16 protein-coding genes are annotated in these 18,753 nt (G+C 69.4%); 9 read left to right on the top strand and 7 right to left on the bottom strand.

Going from position 1 to position 18,753, the window contains the following annotated elements; genetic code table 11:
• Positions 1-7 precede the first annotated feature (7 nt).
• Positions 8-1,138, bottom strand: a complete 1,131-nt coding sequence (locus tag ACSHWB_RS40225) for a serine hydrolase domain-containing protein (protein WP_439658561.1) — start codon at positions 1,136-1,138, stop codon at positions 8-10.
• A gap of 224 nt (positions 1,139-1,362) precedes the next feature.
• Here ACSHWB_RS40225 and chvE point away from each other — a divergent pair, with 224 nt between their 5' ends.
• Positions 1,363-2,457 carry a multiple monosaccharide ABC transporter substrate-binding protein gene (gene chvE / locus ACSHWB_RS40220; RefSeq protein ID WP_439658560.1) on the top strand — a complete coding sequence of 365 codons (1,095 nt, stop codon included), beginning with the start codon at positions 1,363-1,365 and terminating at the stop codon, positions 2,455-2,457.
• A gap of 52 nt (positions 2,458-2,509) precedes the next feature.
• On the opposite strand, the gene ACSHWB_RS40215 is transcribed toward chvE, so the two are convergent.
• The gene (locus tag ACSHWB_RS40215) at positions 2,510-3,289 is read right to left on the bottom strand and encodes a DUF1963 domain-containing protein (RefSeq protein WP_439658559.1); all 780 of its coding nucleotides are present in this window, start codon (positions 3,287-3,289) and stop codon (positions 2,510-2,512) included.
• 117 nt (positions 3,290-3,406) lie between these two features.
• On the bottom strand, positions 3,407-4,564 hold the full coding sequence (locus tag ACSHWB_RS40210; RefSeq protein WP_439658558.1) for a mandelate racemase/muconate lactonizing enzyme family protein: 1,158 nt from the start codon (positions 4,562-4,564) through the stop codon (positions 3,407-3,409).
• A 74-nt stretch (positions 4,565-4,638) separates the two neighbouring features.
• On the opposite strand from ACSHWB_RS40210, the gene ACSHWB_RS40205 reads away from it, so the two are divergent.
• From ACSHWB_RS40205 to ACSHWB_RS40190, 4 genes are all read left to right on the top strand, one after another.
• A complete protein-coding gene (locus ACSHWB_RS40205; RefSeq protein WP_439658557.1) occupies positions 4,639-5,379 on the top strand; it encodes a FadR/GntR family transcriptional regulator in 741 nt (246 codons plus the stop codon).
• Positions 5,380-5,584: 205 nt separating this feature from the next.
• Positions 5,585-6,967 carry an extracellular solute-binding protein gene (locus ACSHWB_RS40200; RefSeq protein ID WP_439658556.1) on the top strand — a complete coding sequence of 461 codons (1,383 nt, stop codon included), beginning with the start codon at positions 5,585-5,587 and terminating at the stop codon, positions 6,965-6,967.
• Entirely contained in the window at positions 6,964-8,970 is a 2,007-nt protein-coding gene (locus ACSHWB_RS40195) for an ABC transporter permease (RefSeq protein WP_439658555.1), read from the top strand. The genes ACSHWB_RS40200 and ACSHWB_RS40195 overlap by 4 nt, the downstream gene beginning before the upstream one ends.
• A complete protein-coding gene (locus tag ACSHWB_RS40190; RefSeq protein WP_439658554.1) occupies positions 8,967-10,238 on the top strand; it encodes a mandelate racemase/muconate lactonizing enzyme family protein in 1,272 nt (423 codons plus the stop codon). Before ACSHWB_RS40195 ends, ACSHWB_RS40190 begins: the two co-directional genes overlap by 4 nt.
• Before the next feature lies 1 nt (position 10,239).
• On the opposite strand, the gene ACSHWB_RS40185 is transcribed toward ACSHWB_RS40190, so the two are convergent.
• Positions 10,240-10,980 carry a ribonuclease activity regulator RraA gene (locus ACSHWB_RS40185; RefSeq protein WP_439658553.1) on the bottom strand — a complete coding sequence of 247 codons (741 nt, stop codon included), beginning with the start codon at positions 10,978-10,980 and terminating at the stop codon, positions 10,240-10,242.
• Between the two features lie 50 nt (positions 10,981-11,030).
• Positions 11,031-11,969 carry a LysR family transcriptional regulator gene (locus ACSHWB_RS40180; protein WP_439658552.1) on the bottom strand — a complete coding sequence of 313 codons (939 nt, stop codon included), beginning with the start codon at positions 11,967-11,969 and terminating at the stop codon, positions 11,031-11,033.
• A 170-nt stretch (positions 11,970-12,139) separates the two neighbouring features.
• On the opposite strand from ACSHWB_RS40180, the gene ACSHWB_RS40175 reads away from it, so the two are divergent.
• Positions 12,140-12,904: an aldo/keto reductase gene (locus ACSHWB_RS40175; protein WP_439664752.1), complete on the top strand. Its 765-nt coding sequence runs from the start codon at positions 12,140-12,142 to the stop codon at positions 12,902-12,904.
• 208 nt (positions 12,905-13,112) lie between these two features.
• Entirely contained in the window at positions 13,113-13,565 is a 453-nt protein-coding gene (locus tag ACSHWB_RS40170) for a hypothetical protein (RefSeq protein ID WP_439658551.1), read from the top strand.
• 55 nt (positions 13,566-13,620) lie between these two features.
• Here ACSHWB_RS40170 and ACSHWB_RS40165 read toward each other — a convergent pair whose 3' ends face one another.
• A complete protein-coding gene (locus ACSHWB_RS40165; protein ID WP_439658550.1) occupies positions 13,621-14,280 on the bottom strand; it encodes a response regulator in 660 nt (219 codons plus the stop codon).
• On the bottom strand, positions 14,277-15,428 hold the full coding sequence (locus ACSHWB_RS40160) for a sensor histidine kinase (RefSeq protein WP_439658549.1): 1,152 nt from the start codon (positions 15,426-15,428) through the stop codon (positions 14,277-14,279). The genes ACSHWB_RS40165 and ACSHWB_RS40160 overlap by 4 nt, the downstream gene beginning before the upstream one ends.
• Before the next feature lie 149 nt (positions 15,429-15,577).
• On the opposite strand from ACSHWB_RS40160, the gene ACSHWB_RS40155 reads away from it, so the two are divergent.
• Complete coding sequence (locus ACSHWB_RS40155; RefSeq protein ID WP_439658548.1) at positions 15,578-16,321, top strand: ABC transporter ATP-binding protein; 744 nt, start codon at positions 15,578-15,580, stop codon at positions 16,319-16,321.
• The gene (locus ACSHWB_RS40150) at positions 16,321-18,732 is read left to right on the top strand and encodes an ABC transporter permease (RefSeq protein WP_439658547.1); all 2,412 of its coding nucleotides are present in this window, start codon (positions 16,321-16,323) and stop codon (positions 18,730-18,732) included. Before ACSHWB_RS40155 ends, ACSHWB_RS40150 begins: the two co-directional genes overlap by 1 nt.
• The last annotated feature ends 21 nt before the right edge of the window (positions 18,733-18,753 follow it).

Genomic DNA, 18,753 nt, shown 5'->3' with positions numbered 1-18,753 from the left:
GCCTGAGTCAGCCGATCGCGTCGTACACGGCGGAAACGTAGTCCTCGCTGCGGTTCGAGCCGATGATCCCGGGCGCCATGCGGTTCATCGCGTACGAGATGGTGAGCCGGCGTCCGAGGTCCATGATGATCATCGACCCGCCCCACCCGCCCCAGAAGCAGACCCTTCCCGCGGGGATCCAGGGAAGGGTCTCCTTCCGGGGCAACGCGAAACCCGTTCCCCAGCGGATCGGGATGCCGAGGACCAGGTCGACCCCGTCGGCCTGGTCCTCGAAGATCAGGTCCAGGGTCGCGTCGCCGAGGAGGCGGGTGCCGTCGACGCTGCCGCCCCGCGCGATCACGGACAGCAGCCGCGCCACCGAACGTGCGTTGCCGTGTCCGTTGAGCGCGCCGATCTCCGCCCGGCGCCAGTCGGCCGTGTTGGCCGCACGGGCGTCCACGGCGGGGCCGGCGAACGTCCGGGCCGCGATGCTGCCGGGCTCGGGCAACACGGTCGGCGGAGGCGGCGGGACGATCTCGGCGACGCGAGCCCAGTCCTCCTCCGCCACGCCCAGCTGGAAGTCCGCGGCGAGCGGACCGCTCAGTTCAGAAGCGATGAACTCGCGCAGCGTGCTGCCGGTGACCCGCCGGACCAGTTCGCCGAGCAGGTGGCCGTAGGTCGCCGCGTGGTAACCCGCCGCGGTTCCTGGTTCCCACCAAGGTTCCTGGCTCGCGAAGAGCGCCGCCGTGTCGGCCGGGTCGTAGAGATCGGTGAGCCGCACCGGTTGCTCGAGTCCGGAAAGGCCGGAGGTGTGCGACAGGAGGTGGCGGACCTCGACGGCCTCCTTGCCGCCGCCGGCGAACTCGGGCCAGTACCGGGCGACCGGGACGCGGGGGTCCAGCAGCCCGCGATCGATCAGCACCAGGACCGCGAGACTGGTGACGGTCTTCGTCGTCGACCAGACGTTGACGATGGTGTCCCGTTCCCAGGCGGCGGTGCGGGCGGCGTCGCGGTAGCCGCCCCAGACGTCCACAACGGACTCACCGTCGACGTCCACGACGAGCGAGGCGCCGAGTTCCTCGCCGGTGGCGAGGTTGTTCTCGAACGCGGCGCGAACGCCGTCGAAGCGACCGTCGTGCGTGCCGGAGGAGAAGGTCATGCCACGAGGCTAGAACCTGACGCCGGTGTCAGGGGCAAGGAGCGATTCGAGATCTGAATCGCTCAACTGGCAGACACGACAACGACTTCACGTCTTGGCTTGATTCGGCCAAGTTCGCTTGTTAACGTCCACATCCGCTTGTGGCGCGGGTCACACCGAAGCCGCGATTTCGGCCTGCCTCGAACCGTGGCGACCGTCCATGTCGATCCACGCGAGGAGCAGCAATGGGATTACCGAGGTTCGCTGTGCTGGCGGTCGCGCTGTTGGCGGCGGCGTGCGGCGGGCCGGCGGCAGGGCAGCAGCCCAAGCCCGCCGACAACGCGCTCGTCGGCGTCACCATGCCGACGACCAAGTCGGAGCGCTGGATCAGCGACGGCGAGAACATCAAGCGCGACCTGGAGTCGCGGGGGCACCGGGTCGACCTGCAGTACGCCGAGAACGACGTGCCCACGCAGGTGAAGCAGATCGAGAGCCAGATCGCCAAGGGCGCGAAGCTCCTGATCATCGCGTCGGTGGACGGCTCGGCGCTGACCCAGCCGCTCGACACGGCCGCGAACGCCAGGATCCCGGTGATCGCCTACGACCGGCTGCTGCGCGGCAGCCCGAACGTCGACTTCTACGCGACGTTCGAGAACTTCCGGGTCGGCATCTACCAGGCGGAGTCGCTGCTGACCGGGCTGGGCCTGCGCAACCCCGACGGCAGCCCCGGAGCTGCGGCGGGCCCGTTCAACATCGAGCTGTTCGCCGGTTCGGCGGACGACAACAACTCGGCGTTCTTCTTCAACGGCGCCATGTCCGTGCTCAAGCCGTACCTCGACAACGGCAAGCTGGTGGTGCGCAGCGGTCAGACGGAGTTCCAAGCCGTCACGACCCTCCGGTGGGACGGCGAGACCGCCCGCAAGCGCCTGGAGGAGATCCTGGGCACGAGCTACCGCAAGGCCAAGGTGAACGGCGTGCTCTCGCCCTACGACGGCATCTCCCTCGGCATCCTCACCGCGCTGAAGAACGCGGGCTACGGGCCCACCTTCCCGGTCGTGACCGGCCAGGACGCCGAACTCGGTTCGGTGAAGTCCATTCTCGCCGGCGAGCAGTACTCGACGATCTACAAGGACACCCGCGAACTGGCGAAGGCCACGGCGTTGATGGCAGAGGCCGTGTTGAAGGACCGCACGCCACCGCAGCTGAACAACCTCAACGACTACGACAACGGCGTGAAGGTCGTACCGGCCTTCCTGCTGAACCCGGTGAGCGTCGACAAAGCCAACTACCGCAAGGTTCTTGTGGAATCCGGGTACTACACCGACGACCAACTCCGCTAGCCGCGTGAGCGTGGCGGTGACGACGCCGCCACGCTCACGTGCCGGGTGACGATCAGGGATTCCAGTACCGCGTGACGAAGACGCGGTCGAAGCGCCGGGCGACCAGGTCCTCGCGCTGCATCGCCCAGTGGACGGTGGCGCCCTCCCAGCCGTCGATGTCGGTGTGCCAGTCGGCCAGCAGCACCCAGTCCGCGAAGTGCTCCGAGATCTCGCCGTCCACTTTGCCCGCCTGCTGGGCGCGCAGGGCCGTGCGGATGACAGACTCGAGCGGGTCGCTCAGATCCGTCACCTCCTCGGAGGCGCACCCTCCGATCTGGAGCGTCCCCCAGTCACCCGCGTCGTCACGGGCCTCGCGCAGGAGCCCGACCAGGCCGGCCGAGTACGGGGGCCACTTCGAGTCCTTCCACAGGTCGACGGAGAAGTCGTCTTCGCAGAAGTGGGGCAGCGACACGTCGGCCGCCACCCGCAGCGGTCCCTGCGGGTACAGGTCGACCATGTCGCGGTAGTCGTCCACATCGGCCCACCAGGACAGGTACCTGCCCCGCTCGGTCACGGCGGTTCCCGCCGGGACGTGGACCGCGCTGCCGACCTCGCCGTAGCAGTCGTCGTCCTCGGGGAAGGCGAACAGCAACAGGTGACCGTCGGAAGGCAGGGGGAGCCCCGCGGCCTCGGCGGGCAGCGCCGCCAGGTCGAGGGACGCGACGAACGGGTGTGTGGGGTCGGGGGCGTCGGCGGGGAGCAGCAGCGGACCGCCGAACCGGCCGACGACAGGCCCGTCCCCGCCGAGGTTCAACCTCAGGCAGGGACGGGCGACCGCCGCCCACCGCTCCACCTCCTCGGCGGAGAACCCTTGTGTGACAGCCTTTTCACGGAAAGCGTCCAATCGATCTCGCGTCGGCGAACTCACCCCGGAGATCGTAGGGCCACCCCGTTCGGGCTCCTCCAGCTGTTACTCGAACACCCCGTAACCGGCGACGGCGTGTGCCCGCACGCCGTCCATGTCGAGCTCCACGCCGACGCCAGGCGTGTCGGGCAGCGTGATGTACCCGTCCTTCACGATCGAGCCGCTCCCGTCTGCGGCATGGACGTAGCTGTCCCACACCTCGCGTTCCTCGAGGGCGTGCCATTCCTGGACGAAGAAGTTGGGGATGGCCCCGCACAGGTGCGACGTGGCCATCGTGCCCAGCGGTGTCGACACCAGGTGCGGCGCGAACGGGATGTAGTGCAGCTCCGCCAGGTTGGCGATCTTCTTGGCTTCGGCGAGGCCACCGCACTTCGGCACGTCCGGCTCGATGACGTCCACGGCCCCGCGTTCGAGCAGGTCGCGGAAACCCCACCGCAGATAGAGGTTCTCGCCCGCGCAGATCGGTGTGCGGGTCTGCGCGCGCACCCGTGCCAGCGCGTCGACGTTCTCCGCCGGCAGCGGTTCCTCCAGCCACATCAGGCGGAACGGTTCGAGCTCCCACGAGATCCGGCAGGCGCTCGGCACGTCGTAGCGGGCGTGCAGGTCGATGGCCAGGTCGACGTCCGGTCCGATCGCCTCCCGCACGGCGGCCACGCGCTCGGTCATCGAGCGCAGCTCGGCGTTGTTGATCGTGTGGTTGAAGGAGTCGAACTTGGCCGGGTGGTGGAGGTTGTCGATGTCGAACTTGATCGCGGTGAAGCCCTCGGCGACCATCCGCTGGGCCCGGTCGACGCAACCGGCGACCGAGCCCGCCGGGTCGTCGCCGTCGCCGCAGTCGGCGTAGAGGCGGATCCGGTCGCGGAACTTCCCGCCGAGCATCCGGTAGACCGGCTGACCCGCGGCCTTGCCCGCGAGGTCCCACAGCGCGAGCTCGATGCCGGACAGGGCGATCACGAACACCCCGCCCTGCGGGCCCGCGAAGACCTTGTTGCGCCGCAGCTTCTCCCAGCACCGCTCGACGTTGCGCGGGTCCTCGCCGATCAGGAGGGGCTTGAGATGGTTGATCATTCCGACCACCGCGCCCGCACCCGCGTCGGGGTTGGCCTCGCCGAACCCGCTGATGCCCTCGTCGGTGTCGATCCGCACCAGGGTGGCCTCGCCGTGGTAGGCCACCACCGCCGTCGTGACGTTCACAATCCGCATTTGCTCTCCCAGCGCTGGGTCGTGCATATGAGACGGACTGTCGCTTTCTCCAACTTGTCCTATAAGCTGATGACATGCAAAGGGGACAAGAGTCTCCGGATCCTGTCAAGGTCCGCACTCTTCCGGTCCAGGTGGCGGCACACCTGACCCGCCGCATCGTCAGCGGCGGGATGGAGGACGGCCGGGCCCCGTCGGAGCTCGACATCGCCCAGGAGTTCGGGGTGTCCCGCGTGGTGGCGCGGGAGACGCTCAAGATCCTCGCCTCGCTCGACATCGTGGACGTCGCACAGGGCAAGCGCGTCGTCGTGCGTCCCCCCGCGGAGTGGGACTACCTGAGTCCGTTGCTGATCGAGTGGCTGCCGACGGAGATCGTGGGCGAGCTGTTGCAGGAGCTGCACCAGATGCGGGTGCTGCTCGAACCGGAACTCGCCGCGATGGCCGCGGCCAGTGCCTCCGACGAGGCGCTGGACCGGCTCAGGGGCGAGATCGACCGCATGTCGGCGCTCGAGGCGGATCCCAACGCGTACCTCGAGGTCGACCACGAGTTCCACATGGAGATCTGCCGGGCGGCGGACAACCGCCTCCTCGACCGGATCATGTACTCGGCCCGCTGGCTCGGCACGGCCAGCCGGCGCATCACCAACGAGGCGCCGGCCGCGCTGCGCAAGGCCACCGCCGACCACACCGAGATCTACGAAGCGCTCGTGGCGCGCGATCCCGACCGTGCCCGCGCGGCGATGCGCAAACACCTCGCCAACAACTCCAACCTCCTCGCGGAGAAGGAGCAGCAGACCAGGAGGGCCCGGCGGCGTTGACGCGCCGCACGGCCATCTCGCCAGACAACGCTTCAGCAGTTCGGCGTCCTTCGCCGCATGAACGACCCGGCAGCGCGGCTCGCGCCCCGCTGTCCCGCCGGTTGCAACGTCGCCCCGTCGGTACGCGTCCGCTTGGCCGGACGCGAGAGGAGTTGTTGTTGTCATGGAAGACAATTCAGGCTTATCGAGGCGCACCTTCCTCGGCGTGAGCGCGCTGGGCGTGCTCGGTCTCGCCGGCTGTGGAGGCGGCAGTCCCGCAGCGCCGCAAGTCGATGTCCAAGTACCCCAGGCACTGATCGACCAGGCCGCCTCGCTGCGCGGCGGACAGGTCGGGATGCTCTCGCAGAAGCTGTACTCGGAGTCCGCCAACAAGGCCCTGGACAAGTCGCTGCAGGTGTTCGCGCAGGCGACCGGCACCACGGTCCGCAACGACCTGGTCTCCGGTGACGCCGGGGACATGGTCGCGAAGATGGACGCCGAGGTGAAAGCGGGCACCAGCCGCGACTTCGCCTTCGTGAGCGACCGGCGGTTCGTCGGCCAGCTCCACAACCTCGGCGCCCTCACCGACGTCACCGACGTGGTCGAGGAGATGCGCAAGCTCTACGGGGAGCCCGCGACGGAGGCGAGCACCTACTGCGTGTTCGGCGGGCGCTGGTTCGCTATCCCGTACCACTTCATCGCGTCCGCGATGTACCTGCGCAAGGACTGGTACAAGGAGAAGGGACTGGAGCTCAAACCCCACTACACGTGGGAAGAGCTGCGCGACAACGCGTTGGAGGTCTCCGACCCGGCGAAGAGGCGCTTCGGCTGGGGCCTCACGGTGAACCGGTCCGGCGACGCCAACGGCTTCATCGCGAACGTCATCAACTGCTACGGCGGCGCGATCGCGGACAACACCGGCACGAAGGTGGTGTTCAACTCGCCCGAGACCGTCGCGGCGGTCACGTTCATCGGCGACATCTACACGAACCCGAAGTACACGCCGATGCTGCCGCCGGGGATCGGCAGCTGGACCGACTCGAGCAACAACGAGAACTGGCTGGCCCAGATCCTGGGGCTCACGCTCAACCAGTTCAGCGTCTACGCCGACTCGAAGACCAAGAACAACCCGGTCTACGGCAACACCCACCCGTTCAACGGCGCCACCGGACCGGCGCTCGACAAGCCGCTCGCGTTCGGCGAGTCCAACTCGTTCGTCGTGTTCAAGGGTGCGAAGAACCCCGATCTCGCCAAGCTGGTCGCGAAGTACATGGTGAGCGGGACCGCGCTGCTCGGTGTCGCGAAGGGAGCGCCGTGCCTGGTGAACCCCTCGTGGGACAAGGTGTGGGACTCCGATCCGTACTACACGAGCGGCGACCAGGCGTTCCCCGCCCTGCGGGAGCAGACCCGCACGAAGCTGCCGGTGACCACCAAGACCGGTTTCGCGTTCCCCCAGGCGCCGAGCCCCGGTGAACAGGCCGCCACCGCCGCGTACGTGCTGACGGACATGATGCAGTCGGTCATCCAGGGCACCAAACCGGCCGACGCCGTCGCCGCGACCCACGCCAGGATCGTGCAGGTCTTCGAGCAGCAGGGCTACAAGCAGTGACCGTCGTCCGTGAGCGACCGGCGCCGGCCAGCCCGGCGCCGAGCGCGCCCTCGATCAGCCGGTCGCAGCGGGTGCTCGGGCGTGACTGGCGCCTCGCGGCGGTGTTCATCGGGCCGACGCTGGTGCTGGTCGCGGGCCTCATCCTGTTCCCGATCGTCGACTCGATCTTCACCAGCACCACGGAACGGCACGGTGCGGAGACGGTCTTCGTCGGGCTGGACAACTACACCGCCCTCGTCGGCGACTCCCTGTTCCACAAGGGAGTCCTCAACTCCTTCGTCTTCACCGCGTACGCCGAGATCTTCAAGGTCGTTCTCGGCCTGATCGCGGCGATGATGCTGCACCACATGCGCCGCGGCAGGGCGTTCCTCGCCGGGGTGATCCTGCTGCCGTGGGTGGTGCCGACGGTCGTCACGGCCTTCACCTGGCGGTCGCTGTTCGACCCGATCTTCGGCAGCATCAACGTCCTGCTCACCGACTCCGGCATCGGGCCCGTCCTCGCCTCGATCGGGCTGGTCGACCGCTGGCCCGCGGAGTGGCTGTCCGACCCCGCGCTCGCGATGCCGTCGGTCATCCTGGTCAACGTCTGGAAGGGCATCCCGTTCTTCACGGTGACGTTCCTCGCGGGGCTCAAGGCCATCGACAGCCACCTCTACGAGGCGGCGATGGTGGACGGTGCCTCGCCGTGGCAACGCTTCGTGCACATCACGCTGCCCGGCCTGCGGCACGTGATGATCGTGACGGTGCTGCTGTCGTCGATCTGGACGTTCAACAACTTCGACCTGATCTGGCTGATGACCCAGGGCGGGCCGGGCGATGCCACCGCTCCGTACGTGATGGTGGCCTACTCCAAGGCCATCCAGCAGTTGCAGCTGGGCGCGGGTGCCGCGGTCACGCTGGTGATGCTGCCGGTCGTCGCGATCCTCGTGGTGATCCTCGTGCGGATGATGCGCCGCAACGACCTGCCGGACGCGGGCGATCTGGGGCGCAGGCGGCTGACTCCCGCGCAGCGCAGGGCGATGCCGTGGGTGATCGTCCTGGTCTCGGTGCTGCTGCTGGTCTGGGCGTCGCCGCACATCGTGTGGAAGGCCGCTCTCGTGCTCGGCGTGTTCGTGGTGCTCGCGGCCGCAGTCGGCCGGGTCGTCTCGATGCTCGCCGCGCGGGGCAACCAGCTGGCGGCGCGTCTGGTGAGCGGCACCGGCAGCGGGGTCGCGCTCCTGGCGCTGCTGGCCTTCGTCCTCGCCCCGCTCTACTGGATGACGGTCACGGCCTTCAAGTCCGACGACCAGATCGTCGCGCGCACGGACGACCTCTGGCCGACCCCGTGGACCACCCAGCAGTTCACCAACCTGTTCACCGACAGGGCGTTCGGCACCTGGTACGTCAACACGATCCTGGTGTCGGTGGCGTCCACGGCGATCGCACTGGTCTGCGCGGCGCTGGCCGGTTATGCGTTGGCACGGCTGAAGTTCCGGGGTTCGGAGAGCTTCACGGTGACGATCCTGCTCACCTACGTGATGCCGGGTGCGCTGCTGTTCATCCCGCTGTACCAGATGATGAGCGGGATCGGGCTCAACGACTCGTTGTGGTCGCTCGTGCTCGCGTACCCGACGTTCACGCTGCCGTTCGCGACGTGGCTGCTCGTCGGCTACTTCAAGTCGATCCCGGCCGATCTGGAGGAGGCCGCGCTGGTCGACGGCTGCACGCGGTTCGGGGCGTTCATCCGGATCGTGCTGCCGCTGGCCAAACCGGGGCTGCTCGCGGTCGCGCTGTTCACGCTCACCAACGCGTGGAACGAGTTCCTGTTCGCCTTCGTGTTCATCACCAAGGACGACTACAAGACGCTGCCCGTCGGCATGCAGTCGATGATCTTCGGTGACGTCGTGCCGCAAGGACAGCTGGCCGCTGCCTCGCTGCTGATCAGCATCCCGGTCGTGACCATGTACGCGTTCGGGCAGCGGTTCCTGACCGAGGGCCTCACCGCGGGGGCCGTGAAGGGATGAGCGAGACGATCACGGAGGAGCACGTCGCCACGGCGTCCCGGCCGAGCGACCTGCGGATCACCGACCTGCGGGTGGCCAACGTGGACGGTGTGCCGTTCCGCTCGTCGATCATCCGGATCGACACGAACCAGGGGCTCGTGGGCTACGGCGAGGTGCGCGACCAGGCCAGCGCCACCTACGCGCTCATGCTCAAGAGCCGGCTCGTCGGCGAGAACCCGTGCAACGTCGACAAGATCTTCCGCAAGATCAAGCAGTTCGGGCACCACGGCCGTCAGGGCGGCGGGGTCTCCGGCGTCGAGATGGCGCTGATGGACCTCGCCGGCAAGGCGTACGGGGTGCCCGCCTACGCGCTGATCGGGGGCCGGTTCCGCGACGAGATCCGTTGCTACGCCGACACTCCGTCGCTGCCGGACCCGCACGCGATGGGCGCCCGGTTGCTGGAGCGCAAGCAGCGAGGGTTCACGATGCTGAAGATGGACGTGGGCATCGACCTGCTGTGGGACGTGCCGGGGGCGCTGATCGCGCCGCCGGGCGCCCGCGCCGACCTGACGACGATGCACCCGTTCACCGGTATCCAGGTCACCGCTCTGGGTGTCGAGCATCTGGCGTCCTATGTGGACGCCGTGCGTTCCGTGGTCGGCTACGACGTCGCGCTCGCCGCCGACCACTTCGGCCACATCGCCCTGGACTCGTGCATCCGGATCGGCCGTGCGCTGGAGCCGTTCACCCTGGCGTGGATCGAGGACCTGATCCCGTGGCAGCTGACCGACCAGTGGCGTCAGCTCACCGCGGCCGTCGCCGTCCCGACGTGCACGGGGGAGGACATCTACCTGCTGGAAGGTTTCCGGCCGTTGCTCGACGCCGGCGCGATCCGCGTGGTGCACCCGGATCCGGCGACGGCGGGCGGGATCGCGGAGACCAAGCGGCTCGGCGACTACGCGCAGGAGCGCGGGATCGCGATGGCGCTGCACCTTGCCGCGTCACCGATCGCGACGATGGCGTGCGTGCACCTGGCCGCTGCCACGGAGAACTTCCTGGCCCTCGAACACCATGCGGCCGAAGTGGACTTCTGGAGCGACCTCGTCACCGGCCTGCCCCGGCCGTTGATCCAGAACGGCCACATCACGGTGCCGGACACACCGGGACTGGGGTTCGGCGACCTCGACGAGGAACTCCTGCAGCGCCAACTCGACCCGCGCGACCCGGTGTTCTTCGCCGAGACGAAGCACTGGGACGCGGAGTCGAGTCACGACCGGTTGTGGAGCTGAGTCATGCCTTCCCTTGTTCTGCGCGCCACCGTTCGTACTCGGGCCGGGCCTCGTCCGACAGCGGGTAGTACCGCCGAAGATCGCCGCCCTCGGACAGCCGGATGCGGGAGAACTCCTCCCATTCCGCGTGTTCCTGGGCGACGGCGACAAGAGCGGGCGCGAGCGCGACCGGCACCACCACCGCCCCGTCGTCGTCGGCGACCACGATGTCACCCGGCACGACGAGCGTGCCCCCGCACGCCACCGGGACGTTGACGGCGGCCGGGACGATGTCGGTCTGGGCGTGGTAGTTCGGTGTGGCGCCACGGATCCACAGCCCGAGACCGAGCTTCTTGGCCTCGCCGGTGTCGCGCAGGCACCCGTCGATCACCACGCCGGCGCCGCCACGGCCCTTGAAGTAGGTCAGCATCATCTCGCCGAACACGCCGCTGCTCATGTCACCGCGCGCGTCGACGACGATCATGTCGCCGGGCTGGGCGTGGTACATGACGTGGCGGTGCAGCTGCTTCTCCGGCTCCTCGTACTCGTCGACGGGGTAGAGGTCCTCCCGTTTCGGCAGGAACTGCAACGTCAGAGCCGGTCCGGCCACCCGCATGCCGGGGGTCACCGAGACCGGCCCGCAGAGGAACGCGCTGCGGATGCCCATGCGACTGAGCTCGGCGCTGGCCGTCGCACTGCCGAGGAGCGCGAGGGCCGCGCTGAGTTCTGCAGGCGGGCGAACGATGTCGTGCGTCTCGACCACGTCGGTAGCTCCTCGAATCCGCGCTGATGATCGGAGAGTTCGGTTCGAGCCTAGTCCAGTTCTCCCTGTGGCGTAAGGAAAGTCGGCTGTCCGATATGAACTGCGGCCTCCTGCAACGCGCGCAACGTCACCCGGCACGCGGGACGGTTCGTGGTGCTGGTGCGCCACAAGGCGAACACGCGTCGCGTTGGCGCAGGCAGCAGCGGCACGAACCGGACACCCTCTGGTGAGGGACCGCGGCCGAGCCGGGGGACGATCGCGGCGCCGAGCCCCGCCGCCACCAGGGCGAGCTGGGTTGAGTGCTCCGACGCGGTGTGCAGGACCCGGCGCTGGATCCCGCTGCGCCGCAGGGTGTTCTCGAGCCAGCCGTGGCAGATCTCGTCGCTGGGCCAGCCCACCCAGTCCTCGCCGCCCAGCTCGTCCAGGGTGACGGTGTCCCGGTCCGCGAAGGGATGCCGGGCGGGCAGGGCCACGTCGAGAACGTCCTCCAGCAGCAGGGCGCAGGAGATCCCGCCGGGCACCGCGAGCGGTTCCTCCGGCCAGTCCTGCACCACCGCGATGTCGACGTCGCCGTGGCGCAGCTGCGCGATCGACTCGGTGGGCTCCAGTTCCGCGAGCCGCGCCGACAGGTCTGGATGCTGCTGCCGCAGCGTGTGCAGCACCGCCGGCAGCAGGCCGCGGGCGGCCGTGGCGAATGCGGCGACGGTGAGCGTCCCGGCCACCGCGCCGCGATGGCCGGCGAGGTCGGTCTCGACGAGCTCGACCTGTTGCAGCAGCCTGCCGGCGTGCTCGGCGAGCAGCTCTCCGGCGTCGGTGAGCCGGATGCCCCGCCCCTGCTTCTCCAGCAGGCGCTGGCCGACCTCGCGCTCGAGCCTGGACAGCTGCTGCGACACCGCCGAGGTGGTCACGTGCAGTGCTTCGGCGGCGCCGCGGACCGATCCCGTGGTGGACACCGCGTGGAGGGTCCGCAGGCGTTCCAGGTTCAACACATCAGCGATGCTACGCGGTTGAGCGAAGAAGGTTTCGATTGTCTTAGCAACGCCGCGGCGGCAGTGTCGGTGGCGCAGGAACCGACACTCGCGAGGAGACCCCCGTGCATTCCGATCACCACCTCGTCCTCGGCGGCGACCTCCCGGTCCACCGGCTGGGCTTCGGCGCCATGCGGATGCCCGAGGACGACCCGGCCGCGGCGCACGTCCTGGCGCGCCGCGCGGTCGAGCTCGGCATCACCTTCATCGACACCGCCGACTCCTACAGCCTCGGCCGCAACGAGGAACTCCTGGCCGAGGCGCTGTATCCGTACCCGGACGACGTCGTGGTGGCCACCAAGGCGGGCCAGTGCCACCCCGGCGACGAGTGGATCCCGCTCGGCCGGCCGGAGTACCTGCGCCAGCAGGCCGAGCTGAGCCTGCGCCGGCTGCGGGTCGAGCGCATCGACCTGTTCCAGCTCCACCGGGTCGACCCCGCGGTCCCGCTGGCCGACCAGATCGGCGCCTTGAAGCAGCTGCAGGACGAGGGGAAGGTGCGGCACGTCGGGCTGTCCGAGGTCTCCGTCGACCAGATCGTCGAAGCGGGGCGGATCACGCCGATCGTGAGCGTGCAGAACCGGTACAACCTCGCTGATCGGCGTTCGGAGCACGTGCTGGAGCACTGCGAGCGGCACGGCATCGCGTTCCTGCCCTGGTTGCCGATCGCGCCGAGCGTCCGGCCGGACTCGCCCGTGGCCGAGGTGGCCCGCCGGCTCGGCGCCACCGCGGCACAGGTCGCACTGGCGTGGTTGCTGCGCCGGTCGGAGGTCATGCTGCCCATCCCCGGCACGTCCTCCGTGCGCCACCTGGAGGAGAACGCCGGTGCGGTGGGGGTCGATCTGTCCGAAGAGGACTTCGACGGGCTGACCGGGAGCCGTGAGGTGGCGCGCGCCTGAGCCGCCGTCACAGCAACCCGCACGGTGGACTCCGGGTACTCGTTCGGCAGTAGCGGTCGCTCCGGCACCCACCCAGGGTCGTCCTCGGCCCGCACGACACCCGCTTGTTGGCGGTGTCGCGCCACGCCCGCTGATCGAGACGCTGGACAACCGCGTGCGGAGCCCAGGGGAGCGGCACCGGCGCGGTTATGGGGAGGAACGACATCTCATGCTGAAACGATTCCAGACCACGCTGTGCGCGAGTGCGATCGCGCTGGGCCTCGTGCTCGTGTCCACGGCGCCGGCCAACGCACACACGCAGAGCGAGGCGATCGCGAACGGCTGCGGCTCCGGGTTCGCCGCGGCCAGCGACGGCACCCGTGCGGTCACCACCGGCTCGTCCACCTGGGGCTACGTGCACCTGGCCTACAACAACTCGACCGGTGTCAACTGCGTCGTGACGCGCAAGACCTCCTACCACGGCACCGCGTCGCGGGTGAGCGTCGAACTGATCGTGCAGAACACGGGCACCTACTACAAGTCGGACCCCGACGCCGGGCACTGGGAGTCGGTCTCGCACGCCGCCGCCGGACGCTGCGTCCAGTACTACGGCTGGGTGTGGAACCCCGCGGGCACGGTCGTGTCGGGCGGTGGCCGTCAGACCTGGGGCAACTGCGGCTGATCCACGTGCTGCGGTGGCAGGGGCGACGCCTCTGCCACCGCAGGGCCGGCGCTGCTCAGCCGCCGACGACGCCGGTGCGCCACGCCCAGGCCGCGACCTCGACCCGGTTGCGGACGGCGAGCTTGCGCTGCGCGTTCGCCAGATGCGTCTTCACGGTGGCGACGGAGACGTACAGCCTGGCGCCGATCTCGTCGTTCGTGTGACCGTTCGCGACGAGCTTCACGACGTCGAGCTCGCGGTCGGTCAGCGGCTCCGGCAACGGCCTGTCCACAGTGGAGTCCTGCCGTGCCGGCGCCAGCTTCGACAGCAGCCGCACTGTGATGGCGGGGGAGATGAGGCTGGTGCCGGTGGAGGCGGCGCGGACCGCCTCGATCAGCAACGCCGGTGACATGTCCTTGAGCAGGAACCCGCACGCGCCGTTGCGCAGCGCGCGGTACACGTACTCGTCGAGGTCGAACGTGGTCGCGATGAGCACGTTGAGGGGCGCGTCCACGCCCGGTCCGGCGAGCAGGCGCGTCGCTTCCAGACCGTCGAGCGCGGGCATCCTGATGTCGAGCAGGCAGACGTCGGGGCGCAGCCTGCGGGCCTGCTCGACCGCGCTCTCGCCGTCCGCGACGCTCGCCACGACCTCCATGTCGGGCTGCGTGCCGAGGATCATCCCGAACGCCGAGCGGATCATCTCCTGGTCGTCGGCGATCAGCACCCGGATTGTCATGCGGTGGAGGATGGCAGAAGCGCTGTGACCGTCCACCCGCGACCCGTCGGGCCGGCGGAGAGGCTGCCACCGGCCGACTCCACCCGTTCGGCCAGGCCGACCAGGCCGAAACCGCCCTTGGGCAGGCCGTTGTCGCCCGCCTGGCCGTCGTTGGTGACGCTGATCTCCACCTCCTGACCCCTGGCACGGGCGCTGATCGTCACCTCGTTGACGCGGATAGCGTGCCGCAGCACGTTGGTGAGCGCCTCCTGCACCACGTGCCTCGCGGCGTCCACAGTGGAGTTGGGCAGGTCGAGCGAGGCGATAGCCGGGTCGACGTTCGTGCTCACCGGCGCACCCGTGAAGCTGGTCGCGAGGTCGTTCACCATCAGCGTGAGCGCCTGGTGGGGGTGCATCGGGGTGTTGTCGTCGCGCAGGACGTCGACCATGGTCCGCATCGACGTCAACGCCTGCGAGCCCGCCCGTTCGATGCCGTCGAGCATCTTGTCCAGCACCACCGGGTCGGGCAGTTGCCCGCTGCCCGTGGCGAAGCGGACCGCCTGGGTCTGCACGACGATCGCGGTCACGTGGTGGGCCACGAAGTCGTGCAGATCGCGGGCGTACTCCAGCCGTTGCGCCTGCCGGGACAGCTGGAACGAGTCGGTGCGGCTGCGGTCGTAGAGCCGCATGACCAGGCCGAGCAGCAGGACGAACGCGAGCACCACGGCGATGAGGAAGGCCATCGCGGGGGTGAGGACGGTGTCCAAGCCCTCCAGACGCAACGGCAGCGTGGTCGCGGCGACGCCCAGCAGCGCACACAGGCCCGCCGCGCGCCAGGCCGGGAACACCAGCAGGGTCCGGACGCTGAGACAGGCGAGCCCGACGAGCTCGAACAACCCGAACGTGTTGTCGAGGTGACCGGGCAGCACGGTCGCGCACACGACGGTGAACGCGATCGACAGCGTCCCGATGCCCGCCACGGCACGTGCGGGCAGGTCTCGCGTGAACAAAGCCGCCGACGGCAGGATCCCGCAGAGCAGCACGCCCACGGCGCCGTACGCGCTCGGTGAGCTGAACGCCTCGACGACCAGCACGGCGCCCCCGGCCGCGACGATCAGCCAGAAGACGACGCGCTGCCACCAGGTGAGCCGCGTCAGGATGCCTGTCATACCGGCGACGGTAGGTCAGAGCCGCGGCCAGACGCCTCAACCTTTTGGTGGAGCCGCGCCGAGATCACTCAGCAGTGCGATGGATCCGCGCGGCGTCCTGCGCCAGCAGGCTCTGGACCGTTCCCCGAAGTCGACGAGAACGGTGTCAGATGGATCAGCGAACGGTGGCGGTGGCCGACCGGCTGGGCAAGGTGTACGGGTCCGGGCAGGCCGCGGTGACGGCGCTGGCCGAGGTGTCCGCGCAGTTCCGGCGTGGTGAGTTCACCGCGGTGATGGGGCCCTCCGGCTCCGGCAAGTCCACCCTCATGCACTGCCTGGCAGGGCTCGACACGCCGACCTCGGGCAAGGCGTGGGTCGGTGGCGCGGACCTCGGCTCGCTGAAGGAGGCCGAGCTGACGCGGCTGCGGCGGGACAAGATCGGGTTCGTCTTCCAGTCCTTCAACCTGCTACCCACGCTGACTGCCTGGGAGAACATCGTCCTGCCGCTGACTCTCGCCGGGACGAAACCGGACCAGGACTGGACGCGGCGGGTGGTCGACGCGGTCGGGCTCGGCGACCGGCTCGGGCACCGGCCCTCCGAACTGTCCGGCGGCCAGCAGCAGCGCGTGGCCTGCGCGCGGGCGCTCGTGTCGCGGCCGGAGATCGTGGTGGCCGACGAACCGACCGGCAACCTCGACTCCCGCAGCGGCGCGCAGATCCTCGGGTTGCTGCGCCGGTGCGCGAAGGAGTGGGGCCAGACGGTGCTGATGGTCACGCACGACCCGATCGCCGCCGGCTACGCGGACCGCGTGCTGTTCCTCGCCGACGGCCGGATCGTCGACGAGATGGCCGGCCCCACAGCGGATCTGGTGCTGGACCGGATGCGCCGCTTCGACGGCCAGGCGGTGCGCTGATGATCCGCGTCGCCTGGCGGTCCATGACGGACAACCGCATGCGCTTCCTCCTGCCGGCGATCGCGATCGTGTTCGGCGTCGCGTTCGTCACCGGGTCGCTGGTCTACGGCGACACCGTGCGCGCGGCCGTGCAAGGCGTGCCCAAGGACTTCGACGTCCAGGTCGATCAACGGGACAACAACGCGATGTCCCCCGCGACGATCGAACAGCTGCGCGGCGTGGCCGGGGTGGGCGGCGTGCGCCCGGTCGCGGAAGGCCCGGCGTTCCTGGTCGGCAAGGACGGAAAGCTCGTCGGCACACCGGGATCCGACGGCGGGATCGGCTTCGACCCGCAACGGCACAAGCTGATCGGCGGCACTGCGCCTGCCGGACCGGACGAGGTCGCGCTCGACAAGTGGGCCGCGCAACGCACCGGCTACCAGGTCGGCGACAAGGTGCGGGTCGTCGTGGCGGGCACGGCGCGCAACGTCCGGCTGGCCGGTGTGTTCGACTTCGAGAACACCCGGATCGTGCAGGGTGGCACGCTCGTCGCGTTCGCCGACGCCACGGCGCGTGAGCTGTTCGACCCCGGCAAAGGCGGCTACACCTCGGCGTTGCTCACGGTGGCACCGGGCACCAGCCAGCAAGCACTGGCAACCGCGGTCGTGAAGGCGTTGCCCGGCCTTCGTTCCTACACCGCAGACGAGCTGACCAGGCTCGAGGCGAGCGACGGCGACAAGCTGACCATGATCCTGCTGATCTTCGCTGGCGTGGCGCTGTTCTCGTCGGCCTTCCTGGTGGCCAACACCTTCACGATGCTCGCCGCCGCCAGGGCACGCGAACACGCGCTGCTGCGGGCGATCGGTGCCGGGCGGCGGTACGTGCTGCGGATGGTCCTCACCGAGGCGACCCTGCTGGGAGTCGCCGCGACCGTGCTCGGCTACCTGCTGGGCGTGGGTGGCGCGGCCGTGCTGAAGTCGCAGTTCGCCGTCTTCGACGGATCACCGGTCCCGTTGCAGCCGTTCACTCCGACGACGCTTTTCGCGGCGTTCGGCGTCGGACTCGGCGTGACCCTGCTGGCCGCCTACCTCCCGGCTCGCCGGGCCGCCGCGATCCCGCCGATCGCGGCGCTGCGCACCGGCCTGCCCCCGACGGGGAAGTCGTTGCGCCGCAGGAACATCGCGGGCCTCGTGGTCACCACGATCGGCACCCTGATGGTGGTGCTCGGGCGAGGTGAGCAGACCATGATCTACCTCGGCGCCCCGACCATGCTGATCGGCCTGATCATCCTCACGCCGTTGCTCGCCTCGGGGCTGACGTCCGTGCTGCGCGGTCCGTTGACCCGGATCGCCGGACTCGCCGGCACTTTGGCCGTGGAGAACACGCGCCGCAACCCGCGCCGCACCGGTGCGACGGCGAGCGCACTGATGATCGGCCTGTCGGTCTGCGCCGCCGTCACCGTGCCGATCGCCTCGATCTCGGCGAAGAGCGCGGAGACCGCGAAGTCCTGGAACAACGCGGACGTCCGGGTGGAGGCGCTCCCGTTCGCGGACATCGGCCCCGGCGTGGCCGACGAGATCGCGAAGGTGCCCGGCGTCGAGCACGTCACGGCGCTGCGGCGGGCTTTGCTGCCGCTGGACAAGGGCGACCTGGAGGTGACCGCGGTGAACGCCGGAGCGATCGGCGCGCTCGTGCCGCTGACGATCCGCGAGGGTTCGCTGGACCAGCTCGGCACGGGCGTCGCGGTGGCGAGCAGTGTCGCTGCGGAGCGCGGCTGGACGGTCGGTTCGAAGGTGGGCAAGGAGAAACCGCTCACGCTCGTGGCCACCTTCGACGCACCGGAGGAGTTCGGCGCCGAGGCCCTCGTCGACACGGCGAACATCCCGGCGGACGAGCTCTGGAACCGCGAGGTGCTGATCAAGGCCAGTGGACCCGCGGAGAAGGTGCGCGACGGCATCCGCAGTGCGTTGGACAACCCGGTCCTCGTGGTGCAGACGCGCGACGAGTACGTCGAGTCACAGGCCGCGCAGTTCGACCTGTACCTCAACCTCCTCTACGCGATGCTGAGCGTCTCGGTCCTGATCGGTGCGATGTCCGTGGTCAACACCATGACGATGTCCACAATGGAACGCATCCGCGAGATCGGGCTGCTGCGCGCGGTCGGGCTCGGCCGGTCCCAGGTGGGTGCCGTGCTGCGGATCGAGTCGGTGATCATCGCGGTGATCGGTGCGCTCGCCGGCGTCGTGTCGGGCTGCGTGATCGGCGCGATGACGGTGAGCGGCCAGGCCAACACCACCCCCGTGCTCCCGTGGGACCGGCTGGCCGTGTTCATGGCGATCACCGTGGCGATCGGTGTCGCCGCGGCCTTCGTCCCGGCCCGCCGCGCCGTGCGGATCCCGATCCTGACGGCGATCAAGACGGACACCGAATAGCCCATGTCCGCCAACCTGAGG

Origin of the sequence: Lentzea sp. HUAS TT2 (assembly GCF_051853195.1) — a bacterium.
GTDB lineage: Bacteria > Actinomycetota > Actinomycetes > Mycobacteriales > Pseudonocardiaceae > Lentzea.
This window is presented reverse-complemented; position numbering and strand designations above follow the sequence as displayed.

Excerpts from the sequence above, each read along its gene's own strand:
- ACSHWB_RS40205 (WP_439658557.1), top strand. The coding sequence starts at position 4,639 with ATGCAAAGGGGACAAGAGTCTCCGGATCCTGTCAAGGTCCGCACTCTT.
- ACSHWB_RS40190 (WP_439658554.1), top strand. The coding sequence starts at position 8,967 with ATGAGCGAGACGATCACGGAGGAGCACGTCGCCACGGCGTCCCGGCCG.
- chvE (WP_439658560.1), top strand. The coding sequence starts at position 1,363 with ATGGGATTACCGAGGTTCGCTGTGCTGGCGGTCGCGCTGTTGGCGGCG.
- ACSHWB_RS40165 (WP_439658550.1), bottom strand. The coding sequence starts at position 14,280 with ATGACAATCCGGGTGCTGATCGCCGACGACCAGGAGATGATCCGCTCG.
- ACSHWB_RS40210 (WP_439658558.1), bottom strand. The coding sequence starts at position 4,564 with ATGCGGATTGTGAACGTCACGACGGCGGTGGTGGCCTACCACGGCGAG.
- ACSHWB_RS40225 (WP_439658561.1), bottom strand. The coding sequence starts at position 1,138 with ATGACCTTCTCCTCCGGCACGCACGACGGTCGCTTCGACGGCGTTCGC.
- ACSHWB_RS40150 (WP_439658547.1), top strand. The coding sequence starts at position 16,321 with ATGATCCGCGTCGCCTGGCGGTCCATGACGGACAACCGCATGCGCTTC.
- ACSHWB_RS40170 (WP_439658551.1), top strand. The coding sequence starts at position 13,113 with ATGCTGAAACGATTCCAGACCACGCTGTGCGCGAGTGCGATCGCGCTG.
- ACSHWB_RS40160 (WP_439658549.1), bottom strand. The coding sequence starts at position 15,428 with ATGACAGGCATCCTGACGCGGCTCACCTGGTGGCAGCGCGTCGTCTTC.
- ACSHWB_RS40175 (WP_439664752.1), top strand. The coding sequence starts at position 12,140 with ATGCGGATGCCCGAGGACGACCCGGCCGCGGCGCACGTCCTGGCGCGC.
- ACSHWB_RS40155 (WP_439658548.1), top strand. The coding sequence starts at position 15,578 with ATGGATCAGCGAACGGTGGCGGTGGCCGACCGGCTGGGCAAGGTGTAC.